This window comes from Streptomyces sp. NPDC051738 (assembly GCF_044453205.1).
Taxonomy (GTDB): Bacteria; Actinomycetota; Actinomycetes; order Streptomycetales; family Streptomycetaceae; genus Streptomyces.
Genome location: NZ_JBITCM010000001.1, coordinates 663333 through 676051, shown reverse-complemented (window position 1 = coordinate 676051; position 12719 = coordinate 663333). Strand labels below are relative to the sequence as shown.

10 protein-coding genes are annotated in these 12719 nt (G+C 70.4%); 6 read left to right on the top strand and 4 right to left on the bottom strand.

The window, feature by feature from the left end:
* The first annotated feature begins 785 nt into the window (after positions 1-785).
* Positions 786-1085, top strand: coding sequence for a hypothetical protein (locus ACIA8X_RS03060; RefSeq protein WP_393454207.1), 300 nt, complete (start codon positions 786-788; stop codon positions 1083-1085).
* 48 nt (positions 1086-1133) lie between these two features.
* On the opposite strand, the gene ACIA8X_RS03055 is transcribed toward ACIA8X_RS03060, so the two are convergent.
* From ACIA8X_RS03055 to ACIA8X_RS03045, 3 genes are all read right to left on the bottom strand, one after another.
* Positions 1134-3131 (bottom strand): Ig-like domain repeat protein, encoded by a 1998-nt coding sequence (locus ACIA8X_RS03055; RefSeq protein ID WP_399457667.1) that lies wholly within the window; start codon positions 3129-3131, stop codon positions 1134-1136.
* Between the two features lie 234 nt (positions 3132-3365).
* Positions 3366-4145, bottom strand: a complete 780-nt coding sequence (locus tag ACIA8X_RS03050) for an NPP1 family protein (protein ID WP_393454213.1) — start codon at positions 4143-4145, stop codon at positions 3366-3368.
* Between the two features lie 142 nt (positions 4146-4287).
* Entirely contained in the window at positions 4288-4761 is a 474-nt protein-coding gene (locus ACIA8X_RS03045; RefSeq protein ID WP_399457666.1) for an ATP-binding protein, read from the bottom strand.
* A gap of 86 nt (positions 4762-4847) precedes the next feature.
* On the opposite strand from ACIA8X_RS03045, the gene ACIA8X_RS03040 reads away from it, so the two are divergent.
* Together ACIA8X_RS03040 and ACIA8X_RS03035 are read left to right on the top strand one after the other, a co-directional pair.
* Positions 4848-5696, top strand: coding sequence for a Scr1 family TA system antitoxin-like transcriptional regulator (locus tag ACIA8X_RS03040; protein WP_399457664.1), 849 nt, complete (start codon positions 4848-4850; stop codon positions 5694-5696).
* Positions 5656-5856, top strand: a complete 201-nt coding sequence (locus ACIA8X_RS03035; protein WP_399457663.1) for a DUF397 domain-containing protein — start codon at positions 5656-5658, stop codon at positions 5854-5856. The genes ACIA8X_RS03040 and ACIA8X_RS03035 overlap by 41 nt, the downstream gene beginning before the upstream one ends.
* A gap of 46 nt (positions 5857-5902) precedes the next feature.
* On the opposite strand, the gene ACIA8X_RS03030 is transcribed toward ACIA8X_RS03035, so the two are convergent.
* On the bottom strand, positions 5903-6823 hold the full coding sequence (locus ACIA8X_RS03030; RefSeq protein WP_399457662.1) for a ribosome-inactivating family protein: 921 nt from the start codon (positions 6821-6823) through the stop codon (positions 5903-5905).
* A 263-nt stretch (positions 6824-7086) separates the two neighbouring features.
* Between ACIA8X_RS03030 and ACIA8X_RS03025 the strand changes: the two genes are divergently transcribed.
* From ACIA8X_RS03025 to ACIA8X_RS03015, 3 genes are all read left to right on the top strand, one after another.
* Positions 7087-10899: a hypothetical protein gene (locus tag ACIA8X_RS03025; protein WP_399457661.1), complete on the top strand. Its 3813-nt coding sequence runs from the start codon at positions 7087-7089 to the stop codon at positions 10897-10899.
* 177 nt (positions 10900-11076) lie between these two features.
* Positions 11077-11733, top strand: a complete 657-nt coding sequence (locus ACIA8X_RS03020; protein ID WP_393454228.1) for a hypothetical protein — start codon at positions 11077-11079, stop codon at positions 11731-11733.
* A gap of 107 nt (positions 11734-11840) precedes the next feature.
* Positions 11841-12491, top strand: a complete 651-nt coding sequence (locus ACIA8X_RS03015) for a Uma2 family endonuclease (RefSeq protein WP_399457660.1) — start codon at positions 11841-11843, stop codon at positions 12489-12491.
* Positions 12492-12719 lie beyond the last annotated feature (228 nt).

Genomic DNA, 12719 nt, shown 5'->3' with positions numbered 1-12719 from the left:
AGCTCCCGGGGCAGGCCCTCAATGAGGCGCTGTCGCAAGCACCTTCGGAGAGTCCCGTGCAGTTGCCGGGGCAGGGCCCGGCGGAGGTTGCGTCGCAGCAACTTCCGGAGGGTTCTGTGGAGGTGCCGGGGCAGAGTCCTGTGCGGGCTTTGCCGGATGAGGCCCTGGACGAGGCGGCGCAGCTCCCGGGGCAGGCCCTCAATGAGGCGCTGTCGCAAGCACCTTCGGAGAGTCCCGTGCAGTTGCCGGGGCAGGGCCCGGCGGAGGTTGCGTCGCGGCGCCAGTCGGAGAGCCCCGTGCAGACCCCGGGGCAGAGCCCCGCGCAGATCCTGCCGCACGAGGCCCCGCAGAGGTCGGCGCCACTCCCCGCCGAGGTTCTGCCGCAACGCCCCTCGGAGAACCCCGCGCAGAACCCCACGCCAAGTGCTCCGCCGATGCCTGCGCACAGCCCCGCCCAAAGCCCGGTGTCAGGCGTGGCGCAGCGTCCCACACAGCCCTCGACGCAGGCCCTCGTCGAGCCTCCGACACAGAGCCTCATCCAGCCTCCGGCCCAGGCCGATGTCCATCCCCGGGCGGCCATCCAGCCCCCGCCCCAGGCCGTCATCCACCCCCCGGCCCCCACCCATCCCCCGACACCGCCCTCCGCCCAGCCCCCCACCCCCAACGACCCCCACACCACCATCGCCGCCGCCATAGAAGCCGGTCGGCACGGGGAGGCTGAAGCGTTGGCCGCTCACCATGAGCAGGTTGCGCTTCGTGCTCATGGGCCCGCGTCCGAGGATGCGTTGCACTGGATCGAGGTGCGGGCGGATCTGGCGATGTTGGTGGGGGATCCGGTGCGTAGTTGCCGTACGTGGCTGACGGTTGCGTCGGCTCGGCTGTCTGCCGGGCAGGCTGCCGACGCGCCCGCGGTGGAGGCCGCCGTCGACCGGGCCCATCATCAGTGGGGGCAGATCAAGGACGCCGCGCCCGCGCGCGAACTCGGCCCCGTGCTCGTGGAGCTGCGGGGCCGAGTGCCGGGACGGCGGCAGGGCGCTCTGGAGAACGTCCTCCAGCAGCTGCGGCAGTTGCACACGCAGAGCTGAGTTCCCGGCGCCGTCCTGCCGTGTCACCTCACCTCACCTCACCTCACCTCACTTCGTGAACGTGAAGTACCTCCACCCGCCGTACGTCGTCGCGTTGACGTTGTCCCCGGACTTCGTGTCGATGTAGGAGGAACGGATCCGGAAGCGGACGCCCGTGGGCGGGGTGTCGTCCAGTTGGACGGAGTCCTTGCCGTAGCGGTCCAGGGCGAAGTACTCGCTGGCCGTCGTGTGCCAGGCCCCGCTGTAGAACTGCTGGATCTGGAACTGGTACTTGCGGCCCGGGTACATCGTCATCGTCGTGTTGTGGACCGGGTCCTTGGACTGGTGGAAGTACGCGTACTTCGCGTTCCAGGCCGTGGCCGTCTTGTAGGCGCCGCTCAGCGAGGTCGAGATCGCCACCTTGGTGTAGACGGTGTTCGTCGTCGTCCTTGCCGCGTACCGCGTGTCGCCCGTGAACTTCGCGCTGACCTTGGTGTCCCGGCTCAGGCGGACGCTCGCGGTGAGGTTGCCGTTCGCGTCGACCGTCCCCTTGCGCACCAGCACGGCCGGCTTGTCGGCGCCGTACGGGTCCGCCCAGATCTCCACCGTGCGGTTCTTGTACGTCGTGCCGAGGTGCGCGGTGAAGGCGACGGTGCTGTTGTAGCCGTACACCTTGAGGTTGTTGTTCAGGGTCAGCGTGGTCGCTGTCTTGGTGACCGTCACCGCGCGAGAGGTCGTCGCAGGTGCGTGGTCCGCGTTGCCCGCGTACGTGACCGTGTACGTCACCTTTTCGCCGGCCGGCGGCGTGTCCGTGAAGGAGTACGAGCCGTCCGCGGCGACCGTCGCCGTGCCGAGGGCCTTGCCGCTCGGGGACTCGTCGTCGGTGCGGGTGACCGAGACCGTGGTGCCGGACGGGAAGGGCGCCGACGAGGTCAGCGAGCCGGTCACCGTCAGCGGCTTGGCCCGGGGCGCCGTCGCGGGGGCGCTCGCCGTGAGGGTCGTGGGCGCCTTCGTCGGGGCGTCGAAGATGCGTAGTGAGTACGCGTCGCTGTCGTTCTTCGAGATCGCGAACAGTCTGCTCTCGTCCGGCGCCCACGCCAGGCCCCTGGCCGCGAGGGTGTCCGAGCCGCTGCTGGTGCCCGTGTTGGGGAAGTCGTACTGCTTCACCGGCGTCGAGACGCCCTGCTTGAAGACGTGCACGTCCGGGTCGTACCAGGAGCTGGTGCCCGCCGCGACGTCGCCGTTCGGGGCGATGTCCACCGCGTTCGGGTAGGTGTTGGTGACGTAACTGCCGTCCGAGGACAGGTCGGAGAGCTTGTAGAGCGCCTGGTAGTACGGGGCTCCGCTGGCCGTGATCACGTCCTTGCCGTCCGGCGTGACCGCCAGGTCGGCGAGGTTGCCGCCGCCCGTGTTGCCCGGGTCGAAGGCGTACGCGGTACGGCTCGCGGTGCCCGAGGCGACGTCGTACACGGCGAGGACCACCGGGCTCTGGCCCGGCGCGCCCGCGACCAGCGTGCCCGGCGCGCCCGCGGAGGCGTCCAGGATCGGGGCGTCGTAGAAGGTACGGCCGGTGTCCTGGCCCAGGGTGACGACGGGGTCGGTGCCGCTGATGTCGAGCGAGCCGATGTTGCCGTCGCCGCCGGAGCCGTAGCTGAACCAGAGCTTGCCGCCGGTGAGGGCGACGTACTCGGGGCCGGCCGTGCCCGTCGGGTAGCGGTGGGCCTCCGTCGCGGTGGCCGTGTCGATGGCGACGACCGCGTCGGCGTCCGCCACGGCCGCGTACAGGGTGCCCGAGTCGGGCGACAGCTCCAGGCCGTGGACGCCGGGCAGGGCGCCGACGGTGCCGACGAGCTTGCCCGTGTAGTCGGTGACGACGACCTGGCCGGCGGTCGGGTCGCTGATGAAGACCCGCTGGTGGACCCCGTCGACCACGAGGTCGCCTGTCGACTTCAGGGACAGGGTCGTGCTGGAGTCGGCGGCCGCCGACCCGGCGCCGGTCGCGACCAGGGCGACCGAGCTGAAGAGGACCGCGAGTGCCGTCGCGGCCGGGAGTGTGCGTCTGTGCACGGCTTTTCGAACCCCCCGGAACGAAAAAGAAGTGAGGACGGACGCGGCAGAAGTGGGCACGCGTCTCGCCGTAAGTGATCGAAGGCTAGGTCATGGCACTGACAGCCGGGTGAAGCGGTCCGTAAGAGGGGGGTGAGAACAGCGGTCCGTAAGAGGGGGTGAGAACAAGGGGGAGCCCCCGGCGGGACAGGGGGGAGTGTCCCCACCGGGGGCGGCTCGGTGCCGGGCGACACGTCAGAACGCGGGGACCTCGGCGGGCCGGGCCTTGTTGATGTTGCTGACGAGGTTGTTGGTCAGCGGGAAGTTGGCCCTGCCCCACTGGGAGTTCCACAGGGCGTCGCGCGGCGTCTTGTCCATGTTCTCCATGGTGACCAGGGCCGGGGTGTCCCACTTGTTGCCCGGACCCCAGGCCTCCGTGTCCTCGCCCCACCCGGCGAAGCGGAAGGCGTGCGTGCTCGCACCGTCCTTGTGGTAGACGATCTTGACGCGGTTGCCGTCCATCGGCACCTCGTTGATCGGGTGGGTGCTGTAGCCGCCGTGCCGGGAGGCGGCCAGGTAACGCGGGCGCTCCTCGCCCTGCTTCTGGAAGACCACGACGGACTCCCAGTCGTGGCGGTGCCCGAAGGCGTCGGCGCCGTTGAGCGTCTGGTCCTTCTCGAAGTAGAGCGCGTAGACGTAGGCGCACCAGCCGTTCGCGCACCGGGACTGCGAGTACGTGTTGGCTCTGCCGAGGTGGCCGTCCCGGCAGCCGCCGGTGATCGAGCCGCTGTTGTTGAGGCCGCCGTTGAGCTGTCCGCCCGCGTCCACCGCCGCCGCGGGGAAGCAGCCGTCGCCGTCGTAGTCGAACAACGGCATGTACTTGTTCTGGAAGGTGCTCGCGTTCCACGGCAGCGGGTTCAGGACGGCGGCGTTGGCGCTGCCCGTCAGACCGACGGTCAGGGCGGCGGCGCTGCCCAGGACGAGGGCGGCCTTGGTGAGGCGGGACCGTCGGCGGGGCTTGGCTGTCTGCGACATGCGGGTGCTCCAGTGGTGGTTCGTTCTGCCGGGAGTCCGGCGGGACGAGACCGAGACTGGAGCCCGGGGCGTTGATCGGAGGCATGTTCTGATCAGGGCGATCAATCGTCCTCGGCGTTTCGGGGGGATGTTCCTCGCGGCGTCAACGCCCGTCCCTCTCGCGCCGTTCGCCGTTCACCTCGCGTTGCCCGGCGGCCTTGGCGTCGCACTCGAACCAGACGGTCTTGCCGGGCCGGCCGGCCAAGGGGACCCATCCCCACCGATCCGTGACGGCCTCGACGATCACCCCTCCGCGCCCGCCCTCGGCGAGTTCGTCCACAGCTGTGGACAACGGCGGGCACGGGCTCGTGTCGGTGACCTCGACGCGCAGTCCCCGATCCTGCGGCAGCCGCAGGATGAGCACCGTCGCACGCCGGTCGGGACAGTGGCGTACGACGTTGGCGATCAGCTCGGTGAGCGCGAGGGAGGCGCGGTCGAACAGGTCGTCCATCCCCCAGGCCGTGAGGTACAGGCGGAGGATGCGGCGCAGGTGCCGGGCGGAGTGCTCACCGAGGGTGAAGGCGGTGCCGTACCGGGCGCCAAGTCCTTCCTCGTGAGAGGCAGTTACGCGATTCATGCCATCAGCGTGGAGTCATGTGATTACGCTCGGCTACAGACCGAAATGAACGCCGCGCCGCGTTCTGACCTGGGGGTGACCGCTGTATGCCCAACATCCGCAAACTCGACCCCACCGCCTCGCCGCTGGACTACTTCGGCTCCGAGCTCCGCCGGTACCGGGAGTCGGCGGGGATGTCCCAGCAGGAGCTGGGCGACTGCATCTTCTGCACCGGCTCCCTGGTGGGCCAGATCGAGACCGCCCACAAGGTGCCGACCAGGGAGTTCGCCGAGCGGGCGGATGCGGCGCTGCTGACGGACGGGTGTTTCTCGCGGCTCGTCGGGCTGGTGTTGCGAAGCCAACTGCCTACGTGGTTTCAGCCATTCGCGGACATGGAAGCGAAGGCGACGTACATCTCCACGTATCAGTGCCAGCTGGTGTACGGGCTGCTGCAGACGGAGGAGTACGCCCGTGCCGTGCTGGCCACGGGGCGGCCGGACAAGCTCGACGAACTGGTCGCCGCCCGCATGGAACGTCAGCGCATCCTCAGGCGGGAGCATCCGCCCCTGACGTTGGTGGTGCTGGACGAGGCGGTGCTGCACCGACCGATCGGTGGCCCGGAGGTCATGCGGAAGCAACTCCAGCACCTGTTGGACCTCCAGGACGAGCGCTGGGTCCGCCTGCAGGTGCTGCCTTTCGGGGTGGGTGAACACGTGAGCCTGGCGGGGTCATTCACTCTGCTCCGCTTCGACGACGATCCGGACGTCGTCTACACCGAGGACCTGATCTCCGGCCACATGACGGCCAACCCGGACACCATCCGTGAGGCCGCCCTTCGTTACGCTGGCTTGCAGGGAGCCGCCCTCTCCGTGGAGGATTCGGCGGAACTGATCAAGGGCGTACTGGAGGAGCGTTATGGGCAAGACACCGGAGCTGGCCAACGCCCAGTGGCGTAAGTCCAGTTACAGCGGAAACACGGGCGGCGAATGCGTCGAGGTCGCCCACCTCACCCCCCACATCGCCGTCCGCGACTCCAAGAACCCCGAGGTCGGCACCCTCACACTCTCGCCGGAGGCGTACGTCGCCTTCGTGGGCCACGTAGGGCGCCGCCGGTAGGACAGGGGGGTGTCCTACCGGCGGCAGCCGCTTCGCGGCCTGCGCCTCAGCCCCTGAACTTGCCGAGGGCGATCAGCAGGCAGTAGGCGGCGAACGTCTTCGGGTCGTTCAGGTAGATCTTGACCCATTCGCCCTTCGACTTGACGAACGACCAGATCCACAGGGCGGTCGAGCTCGGCTCGCTCTGCTGGTCGCGCATCATCCGGTTGAAGCGCTCGCTCAACGTGCCCCAGTTGTTCTCCATGTCCACGTACTGCGAGGGCAGGCGGGACTCCTGCACGTTCGGAGCCGAGGCGAGGCGGAAGAAGTCGGCGATCGGGCGGAAGCGGGACCCCTCCGCGAGGGCCTGGGCCAACATCAGGAACGCTCGCGCCTGGTCCCGCGTGTCGCCCGCCTTCAGGAGCGAGTGCACCGTGTTGCTCAGGTTCGACTCGTTGTACGTCACGTCGTAGCGCGTGGTCCCGGCTTTCTGCTCCAGGTCGATGTAGTTCTCCTTGAAGGGCGCCTTCACGCTGTTGCTGGTCGAGGCCTGGCCTTCGTCGGCGTAGTGATACCGGCCGTCGTTCGCCCACCAGCCCATCAGGTACAGGTCCGAGGCGCGCATCCGCACTCGTACGTAGGCGTCGCTGTACGCGTCCTCGACGTCGATGTCGACATACGTCTGCCTCGCGGCCGTGTCCGTGTGCATGACCTGGTATCCGGCGCCCGGCACCGCGGACTGGTTGCCGCTGTCGACCGCGTTGCGGATCGCCCTGACGACCTGGACGTAGCTCGTCGGGCTGTTCGGGTCGCTGTCCCCGATCTTCCACGTGATGTGGCCGTCGGCGGCCTGCGCGCTCGACAGCACGCCGAGCGGCCCGAGCAGGGTGGCGAAGATCGACAGCACCAGGGTGGCGACGACCGAGCCGATGGTGACCCTGCGGGTGCGTTGCCGTGGCGCCGCCGTCATCTCGTCTGTGTGGGGCATGCGCTGTCCTCCAGGTGTTCGGAGTGCCGGAGTCCGGCCTTGCCCCACCGACGCTCGCAACCGGAACGTTGATTGCCACGTCCCTTTTGGCAGGTCAATCAATCTCGCAGGAGGAAGGGGATTGATTGACATCACATGTCGCATCGCCTGTATGTCACTCGCAGGCAACCTGGGCGTCACCGGGCGGCTTGTACGTTCGTCGCGCTCGATGCCGCTTTCGTCGGCTATTTCGCCGGCTGTCCGCCGACTACAGGGAGGTGCGCATGGGGCGCCCGGAAAGACCGCTGGACCCGACCGCCGGTCCCGTGCCGCGGCTCGCGCACGAGTTGCGGGAGCTGCGCAGGACCGCGGGGAGCCCCTCGTACCGGGCGATGGCCGAGACGGCGGGCTTCTCGCCGACAACGCTGTCACAGGCCGCGGCCGGTGAGCGGCTGCCGTCGCTCGCCGTCGTCCAGGGCTATGTACGGGCCTGCGGCGGCGACCCGGACGAGTGGGAGCCGCGGTGGAAGGACGCCGAGGCGGAGGTGGCGGGGGAGGTCCGCGAGGACGACGAGGACGCCGGGCCGCCGCCGTACCGGGGCCTCGCCCGGTTCGAGCCTTCCGACCAGGGTCTGTTCTTCGGCCGGGACCGCCTGACGGAGGACCTGCTCCAGCTGGTGTGCGGGCACCGGTTCGCCGCGGTGTTCGGCGCCTCGGGCAGCGGGAAGTCCTCCCTGCTGCGGGCCGGACTGATACCCCGGCTCCAGGAGGAGATCGCGGACCGGGGTCGCCCGGCGGTGCTGCGGGTGCTGACGCCCGGCGATCGGCCCGCCGCCACGTACGCCCATCTGCTGGCCCCGGCGCCGGACGAGCCGGAGAGCTGGGTGGTGGTGGACCAGTTCGAGGAGGTCTTCACCCTGTGCCGGGACCGGGCAGAGCGGGCCCGGTTCATCGACCTGCTGCTCACCGCAAGGGACCCCGGCAGCCGGCTGCGGGTGGTCATCGCCGTACGGGCCGACTTCTACCCCCGCTGCGGCGAGCACCGTGGCCTGGCGGACACGCTGTGCGGCGCCGGACTGCTGGTCGGTCCCATGACGGCGGACGAGCTGCGCGAGGCGGTCGTCAAGCCGGCGCAGGAGGCCGGGCTCCTGGTGGAGCGGGAGCTGACCGCGCGGATCGTGGAGGAGGTCCTCGACGAGCCCGGCGGGCTGCCGATGCTCTCGCACTCCCTGCTGGAGACCTGGCGTCGGCGCAAGGGCCGGGTGCTCACCCTGGCCGCGTACCAGGCGGTCGGCGGGGTGCGCGGCGCCATCGCGGCGAGCGCCGAGGAGGCGTACGGGCAGCTGACCGCACTCCAGGCGGCGGCCGCCCGGTGTCTGCTGCTGCGGATGGTCGAGCCCGGCCAGGGCACCCCCGACACCCGGCGCCCGCTGAACCGGGCCGAGCGGGAGGTGTGGGGGTGCCCCGACGTGCCGGTGGTGGTGGAGCGGCTGGCCCGCGCCCGCCTCCTGACCGTCGACGAGGACGCCGTCCAGCTCGCCCACGAGGCGTTGATCACCAGCTGGCCGCGGCTGCGCGGCTGGATCGAGGAGGACCGGGAGCGGCTGCGCCACCACCGCCGTCTGACGGAGGCCGCCCGGGTCTGGCTGGAGCACGAGCGCGACCCCGGCGCCCTGTACCGGGGCACCCGCCTGGACCGGGTGGCGGAGCTGTTCCCCGACCACGAGGACGACCGCTCCCTGACCGTGCCGGAACGCGAGTTCCTCTGCGCCGCGCTGGCTGCCCTCGAGGCCGAGCGCCTGGCCGCCGTCCGCTCCACGCGCCGGGCGCGGGCCGGGATGGGCGTACTGGCGGCGGTCCTCGCGGTGGCGCTGGTCGCTTCTCTCACCGCCTGGACGCAGAGCCGGGACAACGAGCGCCGCCGCACCGACGACGAGGCCCGCCGTATCGCCGCCGTCGCGGACGCCCAGCGCACGACCGACCCGCGCACCGCGCAACTGCTGGGCGTCGCCGCCTGGCGCGTGGCCGAGCTGCCGGAGACCCGGCGGGCGCTGCTGGGCTCGCTCGGCCAGCAGGAACTGGACACCTTCAGCGACCCGGCACCCGGGGACGGCCCCTCCCGCTACCTGACGGACTCCGGCCGTACGCTGCTCAGCGTCGAGGGACACACCTGGCGGACCTGGGACGTCGTACGGCACCGGCGGATCGCCTCGGGGCGGCTGCCGAAGGGCGGCAGTGCGGTCGGGGCGAGTCCGGACGGGCGGCTGCTGGCAATCCACGGGGACGACGGGGTACGGCTGTGGGACACGGCCGCCGGACGCTGGTTCGATGAGCCGCTGCCGGGCTCGGCCTCCGGGGACTTCGCCGAGCGCACATACGTCCTGAGCAGTACGGACAACGACAGGGTGCAGGTACGTTCGGCCGCGGACGGGAAGCCGCTGCTCGAGACGGAGGCGGACACCACGCTGGCGCCGGCACCGAGTGCGGACGGCCGGCTGCTCGCGTTCTGCCCCACCTCGGTCGGCCCGGTGCAGGTACGGGACCTGACGGCCGGGCGCACCGTGCCCGGGCGCTGGGAACGCGTGGGCGACATCTGCGGCCAGGAGCGCGTGCAGCTGGTGCTCGGCGGCGGCGAGCGAAGCGAGATGGGGGTCCCCCCGGCCGAAGGCTGGGGGAAGCTCGCCGCGGTGAGCGCGAGCGGGGTGCGGGTCTGGGACGTCCGGTCGGGGGAGCAGCTGGCCGACCTCGCCGACACCGGAGTGAAGTACGCCGCCTTCAGCAAGGACGGGAAGTTCCTGGCGACCGCCGACGGGGAGGAGATCAGGGTGTGGCGGCTGGGCTTCGACGCCCCCGTGTTCCGCCACTCCCTCAACAACCAGCTCCTGTACGACGGTCTGGAGTGGGACCCCGCACGCCCGGTGCTGCGCTATCTGGAGGGCGGCACCGTCCACTCCCTGGCCGTCGCGACGGCCGTGACGTCCGCCTGGCAGGACCAGCCGCTGGACAAGGTGCTGATCGGCCCGGACGGCCGTACCTTCGCCACCGCGCGACGCACCGGCGACACCTACCGCTTCGAGCTGCGCGACACCGGCGACGGAAGACTGCTCAAGACACTGCCGCCCACGCCGCCCCCCGTATCGCGCGACGCCTCCCGGCAGGTACTCCCGGAGAACACCTTGCCTCTGCTGGCCTTCGCCCCCGACGGCAAGACGCTCGCGTACGCCGTCTCCGCGACCGGCTACGAGGCGTCCCCGCAGCGCCTGGCGATCTGGGACGTCACCGAGGGCCGGGCCCGCACGACGCTGGATCTGGCGACGAAGACGTCGGCCGGGGCGGTCATCGCGATCGCTCTGGGCCCGGACGCCCGCACGCTCCACCTCACCCGCACAACGGCGGTCGGCGAGCTCAGCAACGAGACCTGGGACATCGAGGGCCACCGCCGGACGGCGGTCCTCACGGGCCTGTCCAGCCACCACCTGGCCGTCCGTCCCGACGGCGGGCTCCTGGTCGGCGACAACCGCACTGCGAGCCTGCCGGGCGGCAGGGCCACCGGACGCGACCTGGTCCAGGGCGGCGAGATCGGCGCCCTCGCCTTCGCTCCGGACGGTTCGCGGCTCGCGGCGGGGGACCAGACGGGCCGGGTGACGCTGTGGGACGGAACGGTCCGGGAGCGGGAGGGGGCTCTGCCGAACGTCTTCCCCACGCTCCCGGAGGGCCCGGCCGCTGTGATCGACTCGATCGGCCCGATCGAAGGCGACACCTCCGAGGCCGTCATCGCCCTCGCCCTCAGCCCTGACGGCAGCACGCTGGCGGTGGGCGGCGAGGCGGGGAGCCTGCAACTGTGGGACGTCGCCACCCAGCAACCGCTCGGCCGCCCCCTCACGACACCGGGTGAGCCGATCGACACGGTGGCGTTCGGCGCGGACAGCGGCACGGTGTACGCGGGAAGCGCGCACGTGCCCCTCCAGCGCTACACGATCGACCCGTCGAAGGCGGTCGGGACGGTGTGCGCCCGGACGGGAGGCAACGGGCTGACGCGGGCGCAGTGGCAGAGATACGTCCGCGACGTTCCGTACCGCAAGGTGTGCGGGGACTGACCCGTCCGGCATTGATCCGCCTGGTCAGGGGCGATTGATTGACGTGCTGAAGAGGCTGGCCGATCAACTCCCGGCCCGTGACGATCGACCTGTCGCTGCCCCGGTCCGAATCCCCCCTCGGCCGGGGCAGTGGCGCGACCGACCAACGGGCAAGGCAATCCGACGGGAGAACCCCCCATGAAAATCCGGAAGACCGGCCGCCGCCGACTGGCCGTCCTGACACCGGCCCTGGCCCTGGCGATGATCCCCCTCTCCACGGGGACGGCCAGCGCCAACACCAGCCCCGGCTGGGGCGACGACAAGCCCGACGTGATCTGGGACTGCAACAACGACAACGCCGACTCGTGCCAGTACCACGAGGTCAACGCGTGGACCGAGCTCGGCAAGCGGCGCGAGGTCGGCAACCCCGTGTACAACTGCGCGGGCAGCAGGGACCAGGGCTTCGACCTCACCTGGCGGATCGACCGCAGCACGTCGTACTCCTTCCAGCAGGAGACGACGGTGGGGGTCAACGCCGGCTTCTCGGACAAGCTGGAAGCGGGCATGTCCGCCAGCGTGTCGCAGACCGAGAAGTGGGAGGTGGGCAGGACGGTCAGCGCCGGCACCACGCTCAAGGGCACCATCCCGCCCGGCATGGCGGGCGGATACTGGTTCGCACCGTACGAGCGTCACTCCCAGGGCTGGATCGAGGTCCACTACGGCAAGCGCAAGCAGGGCCACTACTTCTGGTACTACCCGGGCCAGGGATCGACGGGAGTCCAGATCAACACGCCCGTGACGCATTCGGACGGCACGTTGAAGGGCAAGTGGTACTGGGCCACGTGGAAGTGCTGATTTAGGGGAAACGTAACAGCACGCTCGTTCGAGTGAACGGCTCCGCATTCGCTGTGCAGGCTCCGCGTCTACCCTGGGAGGGTCGCGTCGAGCGGAGGAGGTCTGTCATGGCGGGGGCGGAGCCGATCATCATGCCGGGGTATCAGGGTGAGGCCATTCATGGGCCTTACGACGACCCTGACGGCGACAGCGACGTGGACAGCGACGTGCCCGACAACTCGGACACGAGCGTAGAGGCGGCCTTCGAGCGCATCGGTGCGGCAGCCCCCCGGGGCTGGCGCGTGGAGCTGATCGAAGGAGAGATCTACGTGACGCCACCGGCCAACGGGGAGCACGAAGAGGTTGTGTCGGAGCTGAGCGGTCAGGTCCGGGACCACGACAAGGGTGTGGGCCGCTACACGGGCATCGGCCTGCACGTCCCCGGCGCCTCCGATACCGGTCACGTCATCCCCGACCTGGCCATCGCCCCCAAGGGCAGTTTCGACGACCAGGAGGAGTGGCACGAGCCGACAGGCGTCGTCCTGGTGGCTGAGGTCACCTCCACCAGTACCGCCGACCGCGACCGCGACAAGAAGATCCACGGCTACGCCCGTGCCGGAATCCCCGTCTACCTCCTCATCGACCGGGAGGAGGGCGAGGTCACCGTCTACTCCGAGCCGTCCGGCGACGACTACACCCAGAACCCCAAGTACAAGATCGGCCTCGCCGTCCCGCTCCCCGCCCCGCTCGGTTTCGAGCTGGACACCGCCGAGTTCTGAGCCCGCTCCGTGCCTTGGGCGTGAAGGACCGCCGCCCGCGCCGGCCCCGCGTTCGCCGCCAGAATCAACGTCACCACGGCGACCACCGCAGCGGCGACGCATCGGGTGTAGCGCTCTGTGGTGCTGGTGCGTTGCTGCACGGCGACCTCGCAACAGCCCTGGGTTAATCGCGTTTAATCCGCCGTTTAACCTAGAGGCTGTCGGGCGCGAACGGCAAGGGGCACAGGG

Coding starts and splice junctions, on each gene's coding strand:
- ACIA8X_RS03015 (WP_399457660.1), top strand. CDS start 11,841: ATGGCGGGGGCGGAGCCGATCATCATGCCGGGGTATCAGGGTGAGGCC.
- ACIA8X_RS03050 (WP_393454213.1), bottom strand. CDS start 4,145: ATGTCGCAGACAGCCAAGCCCCGCCGACGGTCCCGCCTCACCAAGGCC.
- ACIA8X_RS03040 (WP_399457664.1), top strand. CDS start 4,848: ATGCCCAACATCCGCAAACTCGACCCCACCGCCTCGCCGCTGGACTAC.
- ACIA8X_RS03020 (WP_393454228.1), top strand. CDS start 11,077: ATGAAAATCCGGAAGACCGGCCGCCGCCGACTGGCCGTCCTGACACCG.
- ACIA8X_RS03045 (WP_399457666.1), bottom strand. CDS start 4,761: ATGAATCGCGTAACTGCCTCTCACGAGGAAGGACTTGGCGCCCGGTAC.
- ACIA8X_RS03030 (WP_399457662.1), bottom strand. CDS start 6,823: ATGCCCCACACAGACGAGATGACGGCGGCGCCACGGCAACGCACCCGC.
- ACIA8X_RS03035 (WP_399457663.1), top strand. CDS start 5,656: ATGGGCAAGACACCGGAGCTGGCCAACGCCCAGTGGCGTAAGTCCAGT.
- ACIA8X_RS03025 (WP_399457661.1), top strand. CDS start 7,087: ATGGGGCGCCCGGAAAGACCGCTGGACCCGACCGCCGGTCCCGTGCCG.